Annotated in this window: 19 protein-coding genes; 7 read left to right on the top strand and 12 right to left on the bottom strand. The window is 68.0% G+C overall.

Going from position 1 to position 20893, the window contains the following annotated elements:
* Positions 1-5: 5 nt before the first annotated feature.
* From D5S18_RS02535 to D5S18_RS02525, 3 genes are read right to left on the bottom strand one after another with little or no spacing between them, the layout of a single operon-like run.
* Positions 6-1301 (bottom strand): vWA domain-containing protein, encoded by a 1296-nt coding sequence (locus D5S18_RS02535; protein ID WP_120037559.1) that lies wholly within the window; start codon positions 1299-1301, stop codon positions 6-8.
* Entirely contained in the window at positions 1298-2671 is a 1374-nt protein-coding gene (locus tag D5S18_RS02530; RefSeq protein ID WP_120037933.1) for a hypothetical protein, read from the bottom strand. Before D5S18_RS02530 ends, D5S18_RS02535 begins: the two co-directional genes overlap by 4 nt.
* The gene (locus tag D5S18_RS02525) at positions 2671-3174 is read right to left on the bottom strand and encodes a hypothetical protein (RefSeq protein WP_120037556.1); all 504 of its coding nucleotides are present in this window, start codon (positions 3172-3174) and stop codon (positions 2671-2673) included. Before D5S18_RS02525 ends, D5S18_RS02530 begins: the two co-directional genes overlap by 1 nt.
* A gap of 178 nt (positions 3175-3352) precedes the next feature.
* Here D5S18_RS02525 and D5S18_RS02520 point away from each other — a divergent pair, with 178 nt between their 5' ends.
* Complete coding sequence (locus D5S18_RS02520; RefSeq protein ID WP_147403824.1) at positions 3353-3937, top strand: TetR/AcrR family transcriptional regulator; 585 nt, start codon at positions 3353-3355, stop codon at positions 3935-3937.
* Between the two features lie 32 nt (positions 3938-3969).
* Here D5S18_RS02520 and D5S18_RS02515 read toward each other — a convergent pair whose 3' ends face one another.
* The gene (locus D5S18_RS02515) at positions 3970-5220 is read right to left on the bottom strand and encodes a helix-turn-helix domain-containing protein (RefSeq protein WP_120037552.1); all 1251 of its coding nucleotides are present in this window, start codon (positions 5218-5220) and stop codon (positions 3970-3972) included.
* 157 nt (positions 5221-5377) lie between these two features.
* On the opposite strand from D5S18_RS02515, the gene D5S18_RS02510 reads away from it, so the two are divergent.
* Complete coding sequence (locus D5S18_RS02510; protein WP_158607779.1) at positions 5378-6364, top strand: DMT family transporter; 987 nt, start codon at positions 5378-5380, stop codon at positions 6362-6364.
* A gap of 15 nt (positions 6365-6379) precedes the next feature.
* Here D5S18_RS02510 and D5S18_RS02505 read toward each other — a convergent pair whose 3' ends face one another.
* The 7 genes from D5S18_RS02505 to pcaH all read right to left on the bottom strand — a co-directional run bounded on the left by D5S18_RS02505 (position 6380) and on the right by pcaH (position 13290).
* Entirely contained in the window at positions 6380-7381 is a 1002-nt protein-coding gene (locus D5S18_RS02505) for a substrate-binding domain-containing protein (protein ID WP_120037548.1), read from the bottom strand.
* 26 nt (positions 7382-7407) lie between these two features.
* Positions 7408-8517, bottom strand: a complete 1110-nt coding sequence (locus D5S18_RS02500; protein WP_120037546.1) for an ABC transporter permease — start codon at positions 8515-8517, stop codon at positions 7408-7410.
* Positions 8514-10091, bottom strand: coding sequence for a sugar ABC transporter ATP-binding protein (locus tag D5S18_RS02495; protein WP_120037544.1), 1578 nt, complete (start codon positions 10089-10091; stop codon positions 8514-8516). The genes D5S18_RS02500 and D5S18_RS02495 overlap by 4 nt, the downstream gene beginning before the upstream one ends.
* Before the next feature lie 220 nt (positions 10092-10311).
* Positions 10312-10677, bottom strand: coding sequence for a 4-carboxymuconolactone decarboxylase (gene pcaC, locus D5S18_RS02490; RefSeq protein ID WP_239003484.1), 366 nt, complete (start codon positions 10675-10677; stop codon positions 10312-10314).
* Between the two features lie 112 nt (positions 10678-10789).
* The gene (pcaB, locus tag D5S18_RS02485) at positions 10790-12091 is read right to left on the bottom strand and encodes a 3-carboxy-cis,cis-muconate cycloisomerase (RefSeq protein ID WP_120037542.1); all 1302 of its coding nucleotides are present in this window, start codon (positions 12089-12091) and stop codon (positions 10790-10792) included.
* Positions 12084-12596 carry a protocatechuate 3,4-dioxygenase subunit alpha gene (gene pcaG, locus D5S18_RS02480; RefSeq protein WP_120037540.1) on the bottom strand — a complete coding sequence of 171 codons (513 nt, stop codon included), beginning with the start codon at positions 12594-12596 and terminating at the stop codon, positions 12084-12086. The genes pcaB and pcaG overlap by 8 nt, the downstream gene beginning before the upstream one ends.
* On the bottom strand, positions 12589-13290 hold the full coding sequence (pcaH, locus tag D5S18_RS02475; RefSeq protein WP_120037538.1) for a protocatechuate 3,4-dioxygenase subunit beta: 702 nt from the start codon (positions 13288-13290) through the stop codon (positions 12589-12591). Before pcaH ends, pcaG begins: the two co-directional genes overlap by 8 nt.
* A 196-nt stretch (positions 13291-13486) precedes the next feature.
* Between pcaH and D5S18_RS02470 the strand changes: the two genes are divergently transcribed.
* Together D5S18_RS02470 and D5S18_RS02465 are read left to right on the top strand one after the other, a co-directional pair.
* Positions 13487-14281, top strand: a complete 795-nt coding sequence (locus D5S18_RS02470; protein WP_120037536.1) for an IclR family transcriptional regulator — start codon at positions 13487-13489, stop codon at positions 14279-14281.
* Positions 14282-14342: 61 nt separating this feature from the next.
* Positions 14343-15821, top strand: a complete 1479-nt coding sequence (locus tag D5S18_RS02465; protein ID WP_239003483.1) for an aldehyde dehydrogenase family protein — start codon at positions 14343-14345, stop codon at positions 15819-15821.
* A gap of 9 nt (positions 15822-15830) precedes the next feature.
* On the opposite strand, the gene D5S18_RS02460 is transcribed toward D5S18_RS02465, so the two are convergent.
* Entirely contained in the window at positions 15831-16820 is a 990-nt protein-coding gene (locus D5S18_RS02460) for an AraC-like ligand-binding domain-containing protein (protein WP_120037532.1), read from the bottom strand.
* Positions 16821-16965: 145 nt separating this feature from the next.
* On the opposite strand from D5S18_RS02460, the gene D5S18_RS02455 reads away from it, so the two are divergent.
* The 3 genes from D5S18_RS02455 to hpaE are packed head-to-tail and all read left to right on the top strand — an operon-like array spanning position 16966 to position 20884.
* The gene (locus D5S18_RS02455; protein WP_203236546.1) at positions 16966-18393 is read left to right on the top strand and encodes a fumarylacetoacetate hydrolase family protein; all 1428 of its coding nucleotides are present in this window, start codon (positions 16966-16968) and stop codon (positions 18391-18393) included.
* A gap of 44 nt (positions 18394-18437) precedes the next feature.
* Positions 18438-19361: a 4-hydroxy-tetrahydrodipicolinate synthase gene (gene dapA, locus D5S18_RS02450; RefSeq protein ID WP_120037528.1), complete on the top strand. Its 924-nt coding sequence runs from the start codon at positions 18438-18440 to the stop codon at positions 19359-19361.
* On the top strand, positions 19358-20884 hold the full coding sequence (gene hpaE, locus D5S18_RS02445; protein WP_120037526.1) for a 5-carboxymethyl-2-hydroxymuconate semialdehyde dehydrogenase: 1527 nt from the start codon (positions 19358-19360) through the stop codon (positions 20882-20884). The genes dapA and hpaE overlap by 4 nt, the downstream gene beginning before the upstream one ends.
* The last annotated feature ends 9 nt before the right edge of the window (positions 20885-20893 follow it).

Raw genomic sequence — 20893 nt, 5'->3', positions numbered from 1 at the left:
GTCTCCTAGTCGAGGAAGTTCTTGAGTTCGTGCACGAGTTTCTGGATGCGTCCGGAGATCACCGGGGTGCCGAGCCTTTTGAAGCGATCGCGGAACCACGGGTTGACGCTCTGGCTGCCGGAGCTGTTCACCGAGCCGACCGGGATGAGTTTGACCCCCGAGCGGTGCAGCGACTCCATGGACTCGAACAGCGGCTGGGAGCGGTCGAATTCGTAGAAATCCGAAATCCACACCAGCACAGTATTTTTGGGGTCCGAAATCTTGGGTTGGGCCATGGCCATGGCGACCGGGCCGTCATTGCCGCCGCCGAGATTTGTGCGCAGCAGCACCTCGAAGGGGTCGTGCACCCACGGTGTCAGGTCGATGGCTCGGGTGTCGTAGGCGATGAGATGGACATCCACCTTCGGCAGGCCCGCGAAGATGGAGGCCAGGATGGTGCAGTTGACCATCGAGTCGACCATGGAGCCGGACTGGTCGACCACCACGATCATTCGAGCGGGCAGGGTGCGCTTGGCTGTCTGCCGGTAGAACAGTCGGTCCACGTAGAGGCGCTCGTCCGCGGGATTCCAGTTGGTGAGGTTTTTCCAAATGGTGCGGTCCACATCGAGATTGCGCAGGATGCGCTTGGGCGCGACGGTGCGGTCGATGGCGCCCGCGCTCGCTTGGCGCACCTGGGTGCGCAGCACCTCGGCCACCTGGTCGACGAAGCGGCGGATCAGCGATTTGGCATTTGCCAGTGCGACGCCGGACAGGTTGTGCTTGTCGCGCAGCAGTTGTTCGATGAGCGACATGCTGGGGGTGAGCCGCGCGGACAGCGCCGGATCGGCCAGCACCTCGCGCAGCCGCATCCTGGCGACCATATCGGCCTCCACATCGGCCAGGACGCCCTGCAATTCGCCGCTGCGGTCCGTGCCGAGACCGCGGCGCAGCCAGGCGGCATCGGTCTGCCAGCCCGACAGTTGGTCCGCGCTGACCGCGCCGCGCCCGGTGGCGAAGATGTTCAGCAGCAGTTTCGAGGCCAGCGCTGCGGTGCGAACATCCTGTGCGCCAATGGGTTCGGATGTCTCCCCGTCCGGATCGCCTTTCATGTCCAGCGCCTCGAACTCGGCGCGGAGTTCCGGAAACCGCTGCACCACATTGTCGATGGAGATGCCCGGATCCAGCAGGGCCACCGGGAGACCGGTCTGTTCGACGATGCCCGCGCTCGCGGTCTCGAGTGCGGGGTGCGGATCCTCGGAGAAGATTCCGGACAGCAGGCGCCAGTAGAGGACCTGGCGGCGGGTTTCGTCACTGGTGCTCATTTGCGCAGCAACCGTCCTGCCCGCTCGCGCAGTACCGCTACCGCGTCGCCCGACTTGGCCTGCGCCTTGGCGACTTTCGGATCCGTTGGGCCGCAGGCCCAGTCACCGTTGTGCAGGACGACCAGCTGTCCTTTGACGGTGCGGCGCACCGCGAGCGGCCGCAGCGACCAGCGCCCGGCATCCCAGCGCAGCAGACCGATCAGGTCCGATGATCCGTTGACGGCGGCCGGGGTGAGTGGCCCGCAGCCGGGCAGGTCGAGATCGACCGCGATCCGATATCCGTCCAAATCCAGTGTGCCGTCTTTGATTCGGCAGTTCTCCACGAAGACCGGCTCGGCGATGTGCACCGGGTCGCGATCCAGCGGTGCGACGGCCGGCGCCTGCGCGCCGGACAACCGCACGGCCGCCGTGGCGAAGGGATCGGCCGCGTCGGCGACGCTCACCCGCTCGTCGTCCCAGATCAGATCGCCTGCCACCAAAGGCATTTCGGCGATATCCAGACCGCGATGCTCGGCCAGTGCGGTGAGCAGGCGCGGATGCCCCCCGAGCACCTGCCATACGGCGGCGCCGACAATGGTGTCCACCTTCGTCGCCGCGACGCTGACCCGCACCCGGCGATTCGGCGCGCCCGCGCATTCCAGCACCCCGTATATCTGTGCCTGCACGGCGGTACCGTGCTCGTGCACATCGACGCCGAGCGGCAGCAACCGCCCCGAAACCGTTTCCGCGGCAGGGGCGCTCGCGCCGCGCCAGGTGAGCAGCAGCGCCCGCGCCCACATATCGGCCCAGCGGCGCGCGGGCACCAGGTTCATCGTCGAGATGGGGCTCGACGCGTTGAGTTCGGCGGCGAATCCGTCGAGCAGCACCGCGAGCCGCCGCAGCGCGGGCTCGGCCAGCAGCGCCTCGATGGTGCGATCGGCCGAGGCCACCAGGTCCTGGTCGACACCGCGCCAGCCCGCTATGGCCAACTCGCCCAGCCACGCCCGGCAACCCACGGCGACCGGACTCGGTGTGGCGGGCGCGCTCTGCGGCGGCACCCATTCGGCCCTGGAGCGACCGAAGGCGGTGTCGAATTGCGCCAGCAACGCGTCGTGCACCGCGCCGAGCAGTGCCGCCCGACCTGCGGCCAACGCCGAAAGCTGTTCCGGCGCGATGGCTCCGGTGCTGACCTTCGCCACCGCCTCGGCGACCGGCGCGCCCAGCGGCGATCCGGCCACCGCGCCGGCCAGCGCTGCCATCCCCGCCGACTGCTCCTCATCGACGCGGGCCAATCCGGTGACCAGCACGGCGTCGAAACCGCGCACCGCCTCCTGTACCGCCTCGACTCCCTCCGGAGCCGTGAGCAGCGCGCTCAACTGCAGGGGGAGCATCAGCGCGCCACCCCCGCCGGGAACCACTGCAATTCCGGAATCGGGATGGTGCTGCCCGGTAGCTCCAGGTAGGACAGGTGCCTGAGGAACCGGCTGAAGACCGCCGCGGCGGGCGCGGGGTCGCGGGCGCCGTTCAGGTGACTCATGATCGGTTCTCCCTCCGGAACCTCGACGCGCAGGTAGCGGGCCACCCGCTGGTGACCGTATTGCAGCACCGCCTCGGCGACGAGCGAATCCAGATGTTTGCAGGCGTAGCCGCCGTTGAGGCCGCCGCAGGGGCGATTGTTGTTGGTGCTGCAACTGAGTCCGTGGCTGCTCGCGGTGATCGAGGCCACATAGACGCGCGCGAGGTCGGAGCCGCTGGACACCACGCCCTGCAACCTGCCGTCGGCCAGTTCCACGAAGGGCACCTTGGCCAGTTTGCGCGGGGCGACGGCGGGCAGCACGCCGAGGACGGCCAGTTGGGTCGGATCCGGTGGATCCGCAATCGGATTCGAGACCATGTTTGCCTCCCGTTGGGGGTCGCGATGGCGTTCAAAGTAGGCGAGCCCACCGACAGGTTCGATTTCTGCCCGGCAATTACGGTGCCGCGCAGCGCTATTGACCGTCCCGCCGCTGGGAACACGCTGGGTGTTCGCGGCGGTACGGTGGTGCCTCGACGCAGGAGAGGAGCGCAGTTCGATGGCTGTTCGACCCGCCGCAACCCGTGTCCTCGACCGGCGCGGTCAGTTGCTGGATCGGCTGTCCGACGCCATTGCCGAAACCGGGATCGAGGGGGTCAGCATTCGCGATCTGGCCGCCCGCGCCAATGTGTCCATCGGCACGGTCCAGTACCACTTCGCGACCAAGACCGATCTGCTGGTGTGTGCCTGGCATCACGCCCAGACGAATCTGCGCGTGCGCCAGGGGGGTATCGCCGAACTCGGTCCGCGCGAACAGTTGATCGGCCGCATCGAGGCGCTGCTGCCGCCCAGTCCCGAGGACCGGCTCTCGCGGTTGGCGCTGGCCATGTCCACCCGCGCCACCCATGACCGCCGCATCGCCGAACTGCACAGCGAGCATCGCCGCGAATCCGAGGTGATCTTCGCCCGCCTGCTGGCCCGCACCAACCGGGGTCGCCTCGCCGAATCCCGCGATGCCGCCGCCGAACTGCTCGCCCTGCTCGACGGCCTGTCCATGGCGGTGCTCACCGGCCCGACCCGAGTTTCCCCGGACCGCGCCCGCCGCATCGCCCGCGATTGGATTCGCGCCTGGCTCGCGGGCTAGGGCCTGGCGCTATTCGATTCGAGCGGGCCGGCTCAGTGTTCGAAGATGTTCTCGCGCACCCGATTCGGCAGTGCGATCACCAACTGGGACACATTGCGTCGCACCTGCCCGACCCGTAATTCGGTGGGCAGGCGATGCCAGACCTGGCGGATCAGGGTGGCGGCGCGATCGAGTTCACCTCGGCGTTCCAGTAGCGCGGCCATATCCAGGTCGAGCAGTGCGCGGCCGACCTGATCGCGGTGCGCCATGGGCAGTTCCAGTACCCGCCCGCGAATCTCCTCGGCCGCACGCCACTCGCCGATCGAACTCAACGCGTGGGATTGATGCCAGCGCAGAATGTATTCCGACGTGCCGATATTGTCCTCGGCGGTGGCACGGGGCGGTAGCGCCTCGAACATGCGGTCGGCGGCCGAGAGCGCGGTGAGCGCTTCGCGTCGCCGCCCGATGCGGGCCTGAATGCCCGCCTCGACCACCAGCCCGAACACCCTGGCGGCGCTTGCCTTGTCGCCGTCGCCGGTCTGTGCCGAGCGGGCGGCGGCGAGGCCCTGGTCCAGAGCGTGGCGATAGCATTCGTGACCGTGCGCGAGATGTCCGTGCAGCCAGGCTTCCAGCGCGGGATCCTCCGCGCGGCGCGCGGCCCGGCGCGACTTGTAGAACCACGGGAAGGTGTCGTGCATATCGGCGACGTCATTGAGGCGGAAGGCGACGAATCCGGCCAGCAGCGCCTCCACTCGGCGCAGCCTGCGCTGTGTTTCGGCCGAATGTTCGCCGAGCAGCAACTGCTGCACTGTCGCCAGTTCCCGAATGCGGGCCGGAATGTACTCCGAAGGGGGAAGTATGTAGACGAGTCTGCCGCTGCGCTCGACACCCTCCTCGAGCGCGCGCACCGTCGCACCGGCGGTGCTGGGCAGTCCGCGCCGCGCGGGGGCGGGTTCGTCGGATCCGCTGTAGTCGCTGCCGAATCCGAGCCGATCGGGTCTGGTCCGATACAGCCTGCACAGCGCGTCCAGGAATTGGTAGGAGGGCATGTCGAGTCCGGTTTCCCACCGGGAAACGCTTTGGTGGGACAGTCCGGAGCACGCGATGCCGCGGTCGGTGAGCACCTGCTGCAAACGGCGGGCCACCTCGGTGAGGGTGTAGCCGCGCGCCATCCGATGCGCGCGCAGCGCGGAGACGCCGCAGCGCGCGCGAATCGCCTGCGCCGCCTCCCAATCCGAGCCCCCCGCCGTCGCTAATTCGCGCGCGATATCCCGGCCGCACGCGAGGCTGTGCCGGCTGTCCACGTTTGTCTCCAGATCGATGATGTGGCCTACTGCGATAGGCCGGATGGGGATGGGCTGCGCCGCACCCGCACAACCCGTTGTCTCGACGGTATCTCCGCAGCGGGCGCGCGTCGAGGATTCCGGGCGACCTGCGCGCACTGCGTGCAAGGGTGGCCCCGTGAGTACTTACAGTGGCATAGACGGGTCCATGATCATTCGTCGCAACCAGGTCATCGATCTGCGGGGCGTCGGGGCACTGGTGCTGTTGACCGCATCGTTCGCGATGAACACGGTTTTCGCGCGCTACCTCGACAGCGGGTTCACCATCACCCAGCAGGTCTATCTTCGCTCCTGCGCGGCCTTCCTCATCGCGGTGGTCGCTTTCGGCCGGTGGATCCGCTGGCGCGCGGTGCTGCGCGCGGGTCCCCGTGAACTGTTGGTGATCGCGGCGCGCGCCGCGCTGCTGTATGTCATTGGGACCACGCTGTTTTCGAAGGCGGCCACGCTGACCTCGGTCAGTGATGTGTCCTTCATCGCGGCGCTGCCGTTGGTCTCGGCGCTGGGTCTGCTGCTGCGCCGAGCGCGAGTCACGGTGGCGCGCATCGGCTTTCTGGGCGGTTCGGTGGTCGGGGTGGCCCTGCTGTCGGGATTCGGCTCGGGCGGCGCGCTGCTGTCGATGAATCGCGGCAATGTGATCGCGCTGGTCGCGATGGTGGCCATCTCGTTCAGCTATCTGGGGCGCGATTGGCACGGCGGCCATCTCAACAATCATGAGATCACCGCGCTCACCGTCGGTTTCGGTGCGCTGGGCGTGGCGATCACGTCGCTGCTGCAGGGGGAGGGGCTGCCCCGGTTGGCGGTGCACGGGTCGGCCGGTCTGCTGTGGGCCGCGGTCGGTGTGGCCGGACTGCTCAACGTGGCCAATGTATTCCTGATCAATTACGGTTTCGACCGGGTCGATCCGGTGCACGGCGGCAATTTGCTGACCCTGGAATGCGTTTGGGGGCTGCTGTTCGGATTGCTGTTCTATCGACAGGTGCCGACGGTGGGCGGCATGATCGGTGGCGCGGTGATCGTGGCCTGTGCGGTGGGGCTGAATATGGCCGATCGCGCGCCGGAGCCCGAACCCGAACCCGAACGGCTGCTCACTCCGGTCGACACCTGATGACCGCGGCGCCTGCTACTTGCCGACCTTACCGGACATGTCGTTCTGCTGATAAAGCTGTGCGGCATTGTCTTTGGTGACCTGAGTGGTCGGCAGCGCCTGCTTCTTGTCGACGGCTTGGTGGTGCAGGATCCTCTCCACCGTATCGGCGGCCTGTTCGGCGCAGGTCGGGTAGACGAAGGTGGTGAGCAACTGGCCATTCTGGACGGCGCGGATGCCGCCGGTGGGAATGGCCAGTCCGTCGATGCCGATGATCGGAATCGACCGGCCCGCACCCGCGATGGCGAGCTGCGCGCCGAGCGCCATATCGTCGTTGTGCGCGTAGACCAGGTCGATCTTGTCGCCCTTGGCCAGCCACTGCTGGGTGATGGTGGTGGCATTGGCCTTGAGCCACTTGGCCTCCTGCTGGTCGACGATGGTGATGTCGTGGCCCGCGATCCCGTCGCGGAAACCCTGATCGCGATCGATCTGCGGCTGATCGGACAGGATGCCGCGCAGTTCGACCACGCTGCCGCCGTTCGGAAGTGCCTGCAGCGCGGCCTGGCCCGCGAGTTTGCCGATGGCGTAGTTGTCGCCGCCGATGAAGGCCGTGTAGCAGTCGGTGTTGATACTGCGATCCAGGACGACGACCGGGATATGCGCCGCGCATGCCTGCTGCACCGCCGCCGTGAGCGGTGCGGGCTCGTTAGGCGAGACGATCAGCGCGTCGACCTTCTGCTGGATGAAGTTCTGCACCTGGCTGACCTGGGTCGCGCTGTCCTGGTGCGCGTCGGTGATGGGCAGCAACTTCAGGTCGGGATGCTGTTTGGCGAAGTACTGCAATTGCAGATTCAGTTGCGCCCGATAGGGTTCGGCATTGTTGGACTGCGAATAGCCGACCACGAACTGTTTGCCCGACCCGGAGGCGTTCGGCGGTTCGGCGGCGCAGGCCGAGCCGAACGCGGCCGCGGTGCTCAGCGCCAGCAGCGCACCGGCGAGGCGACGGGGCAACGCCCCGGCGAAGTTACGGGAAGACACTGCTAACTCCTCTGCGCAGAGATGGATCAAGAGGGCGGTGGCGGGCGGCGCACCAGCCGGAGGACGGGTTCGGCGAGGTCGCGAAAGAATTGGGGCCGTTGCAGCACCACCGCGACAATGACGATCAACCCTTTGATGATCAGTTGCGCGTTGGTGTTGATCGCGTTGAGCCCCAACACATTGTCGAGCAGCGTGAGAATGAGCGCGCCGACGAAAGTGCCGGTGATGGTGCCCTTCCCGCCCGCCAGGCCCGCCCCGCCGATAACGGCGGCGGCGATCGCGTCCAGTTCGTAGCCGGTGCCCGCGAGCGGATCCGCCGAGGCGCTGTAGGCCGCGTCGATCGGTCCGGCGAACCCGGCCAGCATCCCGGACAGCGTGAACACGGCGACCACCACCAGCGTCACATTGACACCGGAAAGCCGGGCCGCCGTGGGGTTTCCGCCGACGGCATAGATGTGCCTGCCGAATCGCGTCTTGGTGAGCAGCACCTGGAAGACAATGCAGACGGCGACGAAAGCCAAGACGGGATAGCCGATTCCGGCGCGGCCGAACAGCGGCAGCCAGGTGCCTTGGAACAGGGTGTGACCCGGTGTGCCGAGCAGTGCGAACCGCGCGGCCTGCGCGGTGGGCTGCCCGTTCTCGTCGGCGACCGCCGTGCCGAGGGCCACATTGCCCGAGATCTGCCGGTCGATCCCGCGCACGATGGACAGCATCGCCAGCGTCATGACGAAGGATTGAATCCGGAAAACCGTGGTGCCCAACCCATTGCACAGCCCGAAGACCGCGCCGACCAGCGCGCAGGCCGGGACGATCAGCCACGGGGTGAGATCGTGGTGCACCAGCAGCATGGCGGCGGTCATCGAACCGATCCCCAGCACCGACCCGACCGAAAGATCGATTCCTGCGGTCAGGATGACCAGGGTGACACCGACGGCGAGGATGCCGCGCGAGGAGAACGCGGTGATGGCATTGGTCAGGTTGGTCTGGTTCCAGAAGTATTGCCCCTTGGTCAGGATGCCCACCGCGATGACCAGCAGCAGGCCGATACAACCCTGCGCGGCACCGAGATACGGCAGCAGTCGGGTCGACCACGAGCGAATGCGGGAGCCGGAAATGGTGGTGTCCGTCGCGCTCATGCCGACCTCTCCTCGCTCGGTCCGGTGCGCACGAGGCGAGCCATCGCCGCGGTGAGGATCGCCTCCTGATCGAAGGGTGCGCTGCGGGCCGGATCGCGGTGGAATTCGCCGGTGACCCGCCCCTCACATAGCGCCAGGATGCGATCACACATACCGATCAGCTCGGGAAGTTCCGACGAGACGACCAGGATCGCCGCACCGTCGCGGGCGAGGCGGTCCATCAGCGCGTGCACCTCGGCCTTCGCGCCCACGTCGATGCCGCGGGTCGGTTCGTCCATGAGCAGTACCGAGGGGTGGGTGAGCAGACATTTGGCCAGCACGACCTTCTGCTGATTGCCGCCGGAGAGGGTGCCCACGACCGAGGAGAGACCGGCGGTCCGCACCCGCAGTGCGACCAATTGCGCTGTCACCTCGGCCCGTTCGCGGCGGGTGTCGACCGTGCGCCACGGGCGCAGGTAGCGGGCCAGGGCGGCGAGCGAGGCATTGAATCGCACCGTATTGCCGAGGACCAGACTCTGCGCCTTGCGGTCCTCGGCGACGAGCGCGAAACCTCGGGAGATGGCGTGGCGCGGGTCGCGCGGCCGGTAACGGCGGCCGTCCACCTCGATGGTGCCGTCGATTTCGCGGGTCGCGCCGTAGAGCGCTTCGAGCACTTCGCTGCGACCGGCGCTCATCAAACCGGCGAGGCCGACGATCTCGCCCGCGGCGACCTCGAAGGAGATGTCGTGCAGGGCAACGGTATTGCCGCGCGTGCGGAGTCCGTCCACGCGCAGGCGGGCGGCGCCGCCGGGGTGCTGTTCGGCTCGGCGAGCGAACAACTCGCCGAGCGGGCGGCCGACCATGAGTTGAATGAGTTCGGCGGCATCGGTCCGGTCCATGCGCCGCGAGCCGACATTGGTTCCGTCGCGCAGCACCGTCACCGTGTCGGCGATCTGCGCGAGTTCCCCGATGCGGTGCGAGATGTAGACCATGCCGACCCCGCGCGCGGCGAGCGTGCGGATGACGGTGAAGAGGCGCTGTGTCTCGGTTTCGGCGAGTGCGGAGGTCGGCTCGTCCATCACCAGGACCCGCAGGTGGTGATTCAAAGCCTTGGCGACCTCGATCAACTGCTGCTCGGCAAGGCGACAGTCGCGAGCCAGGCGGCGCGGGGCGAGCCGCAGACCCACCGTCGCGAGCAGTTCGCGGGTGCGGGCGTCCATCGTGGTGCGGTCGAGAGTGCCGCGCGCGGTGCGCAATTCCTGCCCGAGGAACAGATTGTCCGCGATGGACAGTTCGGGCACCAGATTCAACTCCTGGTGGATCATCGCGATACCGTGCCGCGCCGCATCCTTCGGTCCGCGCAAATGCACCCCGACGCCGTCGATCTCGATGGCGCCCGCATCGGGTGCGAAGACGCCCGCGAGGATATTCATCAGCGTCGACTTGCCCGCGCCATTGGCGCCGAGCAGGGCGAGCACCTCGCCCTGCCGCAGTGTCAGATCGACACCGCGCAGTGCGCGCACACCCGGAAATGCTTTGACGATCCCGCTCATACCGAGCAGCACGGGTTGTTGCTCCGACTCTTCAACGTTCATCGGCCCCCGCGAATCCGTTGCTGCCCAGCCCGATACGAGACATACCTGCCTCTTCGGTGGACGGTCGGACCGCCCACCCGAGTGTGACGCCCATCTCAGTTAGCGATTCTCGACAGCATAGGCGCGGCGGTGATCACGATTCGAGACGCGATTTCGAGCGAACCGCGATTCGGCCGCGACACGCCGATCGACGAGACGCACCCGGACTTCGAAGCGGGGCCTACAACTCGTTCAGCACCTTTTGGGCGATGGCAAAAGCCGTATTGGCGGCCGGGACACCGGCATAGACCGCTGTATGCAGCAGAACCTCGCCTATCTCGGCGGGGGACAACCCATTTCGCAAGGCGGCACGCACATGCATGGCCAATTCCTCGCGGTGTCCGAGAGCGGTGAGCACGGCAAGTGTCACGCAGCTGCGGGTGCGTCGGTCCAGCCCGTCGCGAGTCCACACCGCACCCCACGCCGCCTCGGTGATGTAGTCCTGGAAGGGGCGGGTGAATTCGGTGGTGGCGGCGCCGGCCCGATCGACATGGGCGTCGCCGAGCACTTCGCGCCGAACCCGCATACCGTCCGCGCTGTCGTTCACTGGCTTCCCCTCGGGTGGGTGAGCACGATCGAAGATCGCTCGACGGCAAGCGTGCCGCGACAGATCACGGGCGGTCGCTCGTTGGGGACGGTGCCGGCATGATTCAGGGCGATCATCGCAGTCGGCTCCATTCCGCGCGGGCTCGGTCCACGAATTGCGCGCTGCAGCCGAGATATCCTGTGGGATCGAGCAATTCGGCAATTCTCCGGTGAGTGAGGTGCCTCCCGATCGCCGGGTTCGCGACCAGTCGTTCGACCGGATCTCCGGAGTCCGCGTGCGCGGCGATCAAATCGACCGCCTCCTGTCGGCCCATCGCCGAGATCGAAACCAGTTCCGTCACGATATGTTCGGTCAGCACCCTGGCGTCGAGGTTGACCCGCATGCGCGCGGGATCGACCACCAGCCGCTCGAGGCTGCGCCGCAACCAGTGCACCGCCGATCCGGTGCCGCGCAGCAGCTCGGTGAGCGGTCGCCATTCGGCGTGCCAGGCTCCGGCGGCGCGCTGATGTTCGTGCGCCGCCGCGCCGAGCAGCGTGGCGACCAGTCCCGGCGCCTGTGCCGCCGCGCTCGCGGCAAGAACGGCGGCGATCGGATTCCGCTTGTGCGGCATGGTGGATGATCCGCCCGCCGGTCCGCCCTCGCGCACCTCGCCGACCTCCGTCTGCGCGAGCAGGACGATATCGCGGGCGACCTTCGCCACCGCGCCGCTCACCTGCCCGAGCGCGCCCGCGATCTCGGCGATCCGCCCGCGCTCGGTATGCCACGGCAGCACCGGTTCGGCCAGCCCCAATCGCCGCGCCACACCGGCGAGCACCGGAATTCCGTTGTCTCGCAGCGCGGCCAGCGTCCCGACCGCGCCACCGAATTGCACCGCGAGCCTGCCGCGCACCCGAGCGACCTGTTCGTAGCAGCAGGCGACGCCGCTCAACCAGCAGGCCGAGACCAAACCGAATGTGGTGGGCAGCGCCTGTTGCAGTAGCGTGCGGCCCGCCATCACGGTTTCCAAGTGTTCCTCGGCGAGGCGATCCAATAGATCCGCACAGCAACGCAATTCGACGATCAGCGCATCGAGGGCCCGTGCGGTCACCACCATCGCGGCCGTATCGATGACATCCTGACTCGTCGCGCCGAGATGCACATACGCCCCGGCTCGCCGAGCGAGTTCGCGCACCAGTGGCCCGGCCGGGTTCCCGATGGTCGCCGCCGCCGCGCCCAACGCGGCGATATCGTAATCCACTGCCAGGCAGTGTTTCTCGATCTCCAAGGCGGCCTGTTCGGGAATCACGCCCGCCTCGGCCGAGGAGAGTGCGAGCGCACCCTCGAAATCGAGCATGGCCTGAACCCAGGCCCGATCCTCGACCAGCCGCGCTACCGGTCCCGCCGCGAGCACCCCGTCGAAGAGCCCATCAGACATCGAAGAACACCGTTTCCAGCGGTCCCTGCAACCGGATATCGAACCGGTACCCCTGCGAGGTCCGCTCGGCGATGAGCGTCGCGCGCCGCTCGTCGGGAACCAGCGCCAGAATCGGATCACGCGCCTGTGCCGCACGGTGCTCCGGGAAATAGATCCGGGTCCACACCTGTCGCAGCAGTCCGCGCGCGAACACCGCCACCCCGAGGTGCGGCGCTTGACCGTCGAACGATCCGGGAACCACGGTGTAGAAGGCGAATTCGCCCTCGGCGGTCTCGGAGCGTCCGAATCCCAGCCACCGGTCCTTGCTTCCGAGACACCCTGCCGGGTCAGCCTGCCAGATCTCCACCGCCGCATCGGGTATGGCTACCCCAGCCCCGTCGAAGATGTGTCCGCGCAACCACACCCCCTCGGCGGTTTCGGCGGGGACTATGAAAGCTCCCTGTTCCCAGTGCATACCGATCTGAAGGAACGGACCCGCCGTCTGCGAGGGGGTTCCGTCAAACATGGTCGGGCTCCTCGAATGGCGTGGCCTGCGGGCCGCGCAGCACGATGTCGAATTCGTAGGCGAGTGCCCACTGCGGCCGAGTCCGCTCCAGACTGAACCGGGATATCAGGCGCGAACGTGCGTGAGCCGGAACAGAATTGAAGATGGGGTCCTGTCCGAACAGTGGATCGTCCGGAAAATACATCTGCGTGACCAGCCGCTGGACGAAGGTCGTCCCGAATGCCGAGAAGTGGATATGCGCGGGCCGCCAGGCATTGTGGTGGTTGCCCCACGGGTAGGCCCCCGGTTTGACGGTGGTGAACTCGTAGCGCCCCTGCGCATCGGTGAGCACCCGCCCGACGCCGAGGAAGTTGGGGTCCAGCGGGGCGGGCCACCGATCCGCGCGGTGCCGATAGCGTCCCGCCGCATTGGCCTGCCAGATCTCGAGCAGCGCGTGCGGAATCGGCCGCCCGTTCCCGTCGCGCAGCGTCCCGAAGACCAGAATCCGTTGACCCAGAGGTTCACCCGGATGTCCGGCGGTCAGGTCGTTGTCGCCGGGCCGGACCAGATCCGCGCCCAGTGCCGGGCCGGTCAGCTCGGTGCGCGTGTGCGGAATCGGCACCGGCGGCCGCGTCGGATGCCGCAACGCGGTCGAGCGGTAGTCCGGATAGTCCAGTGGCGGATGGGTTCCCGGTGGATCTCGCCGAATCGCCATGGGGGCTCCTGTCTTTCCGCCGCGTGCGCACACCCCTGCGACCGGCATGGCGGATGCTCGAATCACCAAGCGTGAAAATGGGTTCGGCCGCCGGCTCGCTGTCGCTGCGGCACCTCGAGCATGACCTCGGGGCTACCATGTCGACCACCGGTCTTCCATTCAATGAAATTCCGCACCCGGCGCGGAGGTGATACCCATGGCCAGATCCACCAGTGGCGAATCGGTGCTGTGCCGGGTGGTGCGCATCTTCGAGGCATTCGATCCGGAGACCACCGCCATCACGGTGTCGGAACTGGCCCGCCGGGCCGATCTGCCGCCCGCCACCACCTCCCGGCTGGTATCGGAGCTGGTGGAACACGGTTGGTTGCGCCGCGACAGCGGTCGCCGGGTCCGGGTCGGGGTGCGCATGTGGGAGCTGGCGGTGCGCGCCTCGCCGACCCTCGGGCTGCGCGAGGCGGCCATGCCGTATATGGAGGACCTGCACGCGGTGGTGGGTCACCATGTGCAGTTGAGCGTGCTTCAGCATCGCGAAGTCCTCTACATAGAGCAGCTTTCGGCGCCCGGCGCGGTGCGCAACAAGAGTCACTTCGGCGGCCGGTTCCCGCTGCACGCCTCGTCGCCGGGGTTGGTGCTGTTGGCCCACGGTCCGATTCACCTCCAGGAGCAGGTGCTGGCCGGGCCGCTGCGGGTCTTCACCGCGCGGACGGTCACCGATCCGGCCGCGCTGCGGGTGCTGCTCGGCGGGATCCGCCGCGAGGGGTACGCCCTCTGCGAGGGGTATATCGATGAGCTTTCCACGGTGGCCGCCGCGCCGCTGCGGGCGGCGGGTGGTCAAGTGGTCGCGGCGCTCTCGGTCATCCTGCCGCGCACCGAACGCGCGCGCGGCGCGGTCCCCGCCCTCGTCGCGGCGGCGCGCGGTATCTCGCGGGCCTTGGGTGCGCCCGTGCGCCCACCGCGGCACCGGGTCACGGTCGAGAATCCCGACCATTGAATGGAATTGCGCCTGCGGCGTCGGTCGCGCCCGAATCATGCTCGGGCGCAGGAGAAGTGCGGTGCGTGCGGAGGTAGTGATGACCGTATTCCTGGATCTGCTGATCGGCGGTAGGCAGGTACCCGCCCGCTCCGGGCGGACCACCGATGTGCATACGCCGAGGACGGGCGCCAGGTATGCCATTGTCGCCGCCGCCGGTCCGGAGGATGTCGACGCCGCGGTCACCGCTGCCGATCGAGAGTTCGCGGCCTGGTCCGAATCCGGGCCGCTGGTGCGCCGCGCCATTTTCACCGAGGCCGCCGCGCTGCTCGAGCAGCGCCGCGAGCAGATCGCCGACATCATGGCCGCCGAGACCGGTGCGCTGCGGGCGTGGGCCGACTTCAATGCGCACCTGGCGGCGGGCATCCTGCGCGAGGCGGCCGCTGCGGTCACCGCGCCGACCGGGGAGGTGCTGGCTGCCGGGCGCGATGGTGTGCTCGGCATGGCGCTGCGCGCGCCGATGGGTGTGGTCGCGGCCTTCGCGCCGTGGAACGCGCCGGTCATCCTGTCCACCCGCGCGGTGGCCGCGCCGCTGGCGGCGGGAAATACCGTGGTGCTCAAGGCGAGTGAGGCCGCGCCGCAGTCGTCGGGACTGCTGCTGGCCGAGGTGTTGCGCGCGGCCGGACTCCCCGCGGGCGTGCTGAATGTGCTGACCAACGATCCCGAGGATGCCGCGGCGATCGCCGAGACGCTGATCGGCGATTCCCGTGTGCGCGCGGTGAACTTCACCGGTTCGACGGCCGTGGGCCGGATCATCGGCCGCCTCGCCGCCGAACACCTCAAACCGGCGGTGCTGGAGTTGGGCGGGAAGAACGCCCTGATTGTCTTGGGGGACGCGGATGTGGACTACGCGGTCAATGCCGCCGTATTCGGCGCGTTCGCCAACAGCGGCCAGATCTGCATGTCGGCGGATCGAATCCTGGTGCACGACAGCCGCATCGCGGAGTTCACCCGAACCTTCGCCGGCGTGGTCGCGGGACTACCGGTCGGCGATCCGGACGATCCGGAGACTGTCATCGGGCCGCTGGTGAGTCCGGCCGCGGCCCGTCGGGTCGCGGATCTGGTCGACGACGCGCTGGCGCACGGCGCGACCCTGCTGGCGGGCGGCGGCAGGCCGCGCGGCGCGCACTACCCGGCCACCGTACTTTCCGGTGTGCCGAAGTCGGCGCGGATCCACTACGGCGAAGCCTTCGGCCCGGTGTGCGTGCTGGACTCCTTCGCTTCCGACGAGGAGGCCATCGCCAAGGCCAATGACACCGAAAACGGCCTGACCGTCGGCATTCTCACCGAGAACGGCACCCACGGCCTGCGGGTGGCGCGCCGGATCAGGACCGGGATCGCGCATATCAACGATCAGTCGGTGGCCGATGAACCACAGGTCCCCTTCGGCGGTTTCGGCGCGTCGGGATACGGCCGCTTCGGTGGGCACTGGGGTATCGAAGCTTTCTCCAATACCCGCTGGGTAACCCTGGCGACCGAGCATGCCCGTTTCCCCGGATAGGCCCTGACCTCACGCGGGCAATTGCGTTGCCGCGCCGATATTCTCGGCGGACCGATACTCGTGCGGGCTGCGGCCGTAGGCGGCGCGGAAGACCCGGCTGAAGTGGGCCGGGTCGGCGAAGCCCCAGCGCGCGGCGATGGCGCCGATGGAGCGGTCGCGGCGCAGCGGGTCGCGCAGATCGCGGCGACAGTGCTCGAGCCTGCGCTCGCGGATCCAGCCCGCCACCGTGGTGGACTCCTCGTGGAAGAGTTTGTGCAGGTAGCGGGTCGAGATGTAGTGGGAAGCGGCGATGCGCGCCGGGGTCAGGTCCGCGTCATCGAGGTGGCGTTCGATATGCGCCAGCACCGTGGCCATGATCGGCCGCCGCTCGGCGGTGCGTCCGTGCTCGCCGAGCTGGTCGGCGTACACGGTGGTGACCAGGTCGATGATGTTGTCGGCCAGGCGGGTGTCGGCGGGGCGGTCGAATTCGGGCAGCCGGTCGGCGAGTCCGCGCAGCAGCAGCGAGAGCATGGCCCCGAATCCGGTGTCGCCCGCGACGCGCCGGGCGGTGACGGCCCGCACCCTGTCCTCGGGCAGGCACAGCAGTCGCCTGGGAAACATCACCACCAGTTGTCGATAGGGGCCGTCGAAGGCCATGGAGTAGGGCCTGCTGGTGTCGTAGATGGTGAAATCACCTTCGGTCAAGCAGGTTTCGCGACCGGCCTGGGTGAGCAGGCAGCGCCCGCCCAACTGCACGCCGAGCTTGTAGTACTCCGGATCCGAGCGCGCGATGAGCCGAGGCGTGCGGCGCACCAGGTGCGCGGTGGCGCTGACCTCGGTGACCTGCATGGTCCCGAGTTCGATACTGCGCAGGCCGCCGGTGAACGGGCGGTCCGGGCGGCTGCCGAAGGGCAGCACGATGCGCTCCACCTGGAGCGGGACGAAGGTGTTGGATACCCGTTCGCGGAAGTCCTCGAATCGGTCCGTATCGGTGGGTTGCGGCCGGGTCGCCGTCGACATGTGCCCCTCCTCGAAAGCTGCGGCACTGGTGCGGAACTAACTGGTGATCTTGAAACGTCTGGCTCTGAACAACTAGTGTTCGACAGGAACGATCATATATGATTTTGTACCTGAGATCCTATGAAAATGAGATAGGTGGGGACTCGTGACAACGAATCCGTTGCATCTTCGGCCCGGCAAAATCGTTGCGGTCCACCTGAACTACCGCAGCCGCGCCGTCCAGCGCGGCCGGGCGCCCGACCACCCCTCCTATTTCTTGAAGCCGTCCTCGTCCCTGAGTGCGGACGGTGCGGCGCTGGTACGACCCCCCGGCTGCGAACTGCTCGCCTTCGAGGGCGAGATCGCCTTGGTGATAGGGGAGCGCACCCGCGATATCGAACCGGAACAGGGCTGGTCGCGGGTTCAGTGGGTGACCGCGGCCAACGACGCGGGCCTGCACGACCTGCGCTACGCGGATCGAGGTTCGAATCTGCGTTCCAAGGGCGGGGACGGATTCACCCCCGTCGGCCCGGTCCTGCTGGACGCCACCGAACTGGACCCGCGCGCCCTTCGGCTGCGCACCTGGGTCAATGGTGAACTGGTCCAGGACGATTCGACCGAGAACCTGCTGTTCGACCTCGGCCTGCTGGTCGCGGATCTGTCCCGCACGAGCACCCTCGAACCCGGCGACATCATCCTCACCGGCACACCGGCGGGTGCGAGCGTGGTGGTACCGGGCGATGTGGTCGAGGTCCAGGTCGACGATGGCGTCCGCAGTACGGGGCGGTTGCGCAATCCCGTTGTCGCGGGCGAATATCCGCTCGCCGCCTTCGGCGCACCACCGAAAGTGGATGCCACCGCCCGCGCCGACGCCTACGGGCGAACACCCGGCCTCGATCCGGAACTCGCCGCACAGCTGAACAGTGTCGGCACCGCGACGCTCAGCGCGCAGTTGCGCAATCGCGGTCTGCCCAATATGAGTATCGACGGCGTGCGCCCGACCAAGCCGGGTCTGCGCCTGCTCGGTATCGCGAAAACCCTGCGCTACCTGCCGCTGCGCGAGGATCTGGTGCCCGTCGGCCCGATGAACGCGCAGAAGCGTTCGGTGGAATCCGTCGCACCGGGTGAGGTGCTGGTGATGGAGGCGCGCGGCGAACACGGCGCGGGCACCATCGGTGACATTCTGGCACTGCGCGCCCAAATGCGCGGTGCGGCAGGCATTGTCACCGACGGCGCGGTCCGCGACAGTGCCGCCGTCGCCGCGCTCGATATCCCCACCTATGCCGCCGCCGCGCACCCCTCGGTGCTCGGCCGCCTGCACATCCCCTGGGAGACCGACACCGTGATCGCCTGCGGCGGCACGGTCGTGCGTCCCGGCGACATCCTGGTCGGCGATGACGACGGGGTGATCGTCGTGCCACCCGCGCTGGCCGGGGAGGTGGCCGAGGCGTCGGTGGAACAGGAGCGTCAGGAACGTTTCATCGCCGAACAGGTGGCGTCGGGGGCTTCCATCGTCGGTCTGTATCCCCTCGGACCGGATTGGCGTGAGCGCTACCGAATCTGGTGCGCCGCAGATGAATCCACCACCAACTAGCTCCGCGGCCCACGGAGCGTCACTTCCACAGGAGGCAAGTCGCCATGCGATTCCGCAGCGACCCGGCGAAGATCACCGGATCTATCGCCCCGGTCGTCACACCATTCCACGAGGACGGCGCAGTGGATCTCGACAGCCTGCGCGGTCTGATCCGCTGGCAGCTCGAATCCGGTTCGCACGGTATCTCGCTCGGCGGTTCGACCGGCGAGCCCGGCGCGCAGAGCGTGGCCGAGCGAATCTCAGCCATGACCGCCGCCGCCGCGGAGATCGGTGACCGGGTGCCGTTCCTGCCCGGCACCGGATCGGCCAAACTGGACGAGACGCTCGAAATGACGGCCGCCGCACAGGATCTCGGCGCGGACGCGGCGCTGATCATCACCCCGTACTACGCGAGGCCCACCCAGGAGGCGCTCTACACCTGGTACGCCACCGTGGCACGGGAATTCCCGGACCTGCCGCTGGTCATCTACAACGTGCCCTCGCGCACCGCCGTGGATATCGACCCGCAGACCGTGGCCCGGCTGCGGCGTGATTTCCCGAATCTGGTCGGGATCAAGGAGACCACCAAGGATTTCGAGCACTTCTCCCGCGTGCTGGCGGCGGCGGGCCGCGACTTGCTGGTCTGGTCGGGCATCGAATTGCTGTGCCTGCCACTGCTGGCGCTCGGCGGCAGCGGATTCGTCAGTGCCGCAGCGAATATCGCGCCCGCAGCGGTGGCGCGCATGTACGAGCTGTGGACCGAAGGCGAGCACGAAGCCGCCCGCCGCCTGCATTTCGCGCTGCACCCGCTGGTGGATCTGCTGTTCGTCGAGACCAATCCGGCGCCCGCGAAATGGGTGCTGCACCAGCGCGGTCGGCTGACCTCGCCGCATGTGCGCCCACCGCTGATCACGCCGACCGAGCCTGCCATTGCGCGCATCGAGCGGCTGCTCGCCGAGGGTGAACAGCTACTGGCGGCGGCCCGATGACCGCCACGTCGGGCGCGCGGGCCACCGCCGTGCCGCGCGATCTGCCCACCGGCCTGCGTCACTACATCGGTGGCGCGTATCGCGACAGCGTCGACGGCGCGACCTTCGAGGTGAGCGATCCGGTCGGCAATGCCGCCTACGCCACCGCCGCGGCAGGCGGACCGGAGGATATCGACCTCGCGGTCACCGCCGCCCGCACGGCATTTTGCGACGGGCCGTGGGCCTCGATGCCCGCCCGCGAGCGCGCCAGGGTGCTGGTGCGCATCGCCGACGGCATCGAGGCCGATGACGAGCGCCTGGCCGAACTGGAATCCTTCGACACGGGTCTGCCCATCACCCAGGCGCGCGGTCAGGCCCGTCGCGCGGCCGAGAACTTCCGCTACTTCGCCGATGTCATCGTGAGCCTGCACGAGGAGGCGTACCGGGTCCCCGGTGTGCAAACCAACTATGTGGTCCGCAAGCCGGTCGGTGTCGCCGGACTGATCACGCCGTGGAATACGCCGTTCATGCTGGAGAGTTGGAAGTTGGCCCCCGCCTTGGCCTCCGGCTGTTCGGTGGTGCTCAAACCGGCCGAGTTCACTCCGCTGTCCGCGAGCCTGTGGCCGGAGATCTTCGCCGCCGCCGGATTGCCCGCCGGGGTCTTCAACATGGTCAACGGCATCGGTGAGCGCGCGGGTCAGGCGCTGGTGGATCATCCGGGGGTCCCGCTCATCTCGTTCACCGGCGAGACCACCACCGGGCAGACCATCATGCGGTCGGCCGCGGGCGCGCTCAAGGGTCTGTCGATGGAACTGGGCGGCAAGTCGCCGGTCCTGATCTTCGCCGACGCTGATGTCGAAAAAGCCTTGGACTCAGCGATTTTCGGGGTCTTCTCGCTCAATGGCGAGCGGTGCACGGCGGGTTCGCGGGTGCTGGTGCAACGGCCGATCTACGACGAGTTCGTGCGCCGTTTCGCCGAGCGGGCCGAGCGCATCGTGGTCGGACCGCCCGGCGATCCCGGCACCGAGGTCGGCGCGCTGGTACATCCCGAGCACTACGCGCGGGTCATGGATTACGTGGCCATCGGTAAGGCCGAGGGCGCGCGACTCGTCGCGGGCGGTGTGCGCCCGGCCCACTTGAACACCGGAAACTATTTGCAGCCAACGGTATTCGCCGATGTCACCGCCGAGATGCGCATCTTCCAGGAGGAGATCTTCGGCCCCGTGGTGGCACTGACCCCGTTCGATACCGACGACGAGGCGATCGAACTGGCCAATGCCGTGCGCTACGGACTCGCGGGCTACGTCTGGACCAACGATCTGCGCCGGGGCCATCGGGTGGCCGAATCCATCGAAGCAGGCATGGTTTGGGTCAATTCGCACAATATCCGCGATCTGCGGACCCCGTTCGGCGGCGTCAAGGCCAGCGGCCTCGGCCGCGAGGGCGGCGCGCGCAGTATCGACTTCTTCACCGAACCACAGATAATTCACCTCACCCTCGGTGATCCGGCGCCGCCGCGCTTCGGTGTCACCCGCACGTCCTAGGAGTTGTCG

The organism is Nocardia panacis (genome assembly GCF_003598715.1).
GTDB classification, from domain to species: Bacteria; Actinomycetota; Actinomycetes; order Mycobacteriales; family Mycobacteriaceae; genus Nocardia; species Nocardia panacis.
Note: the sequence above shows the minus strand (reverse complement) of the source record. Positions and strands in the feature narration are given on the sequence as shown.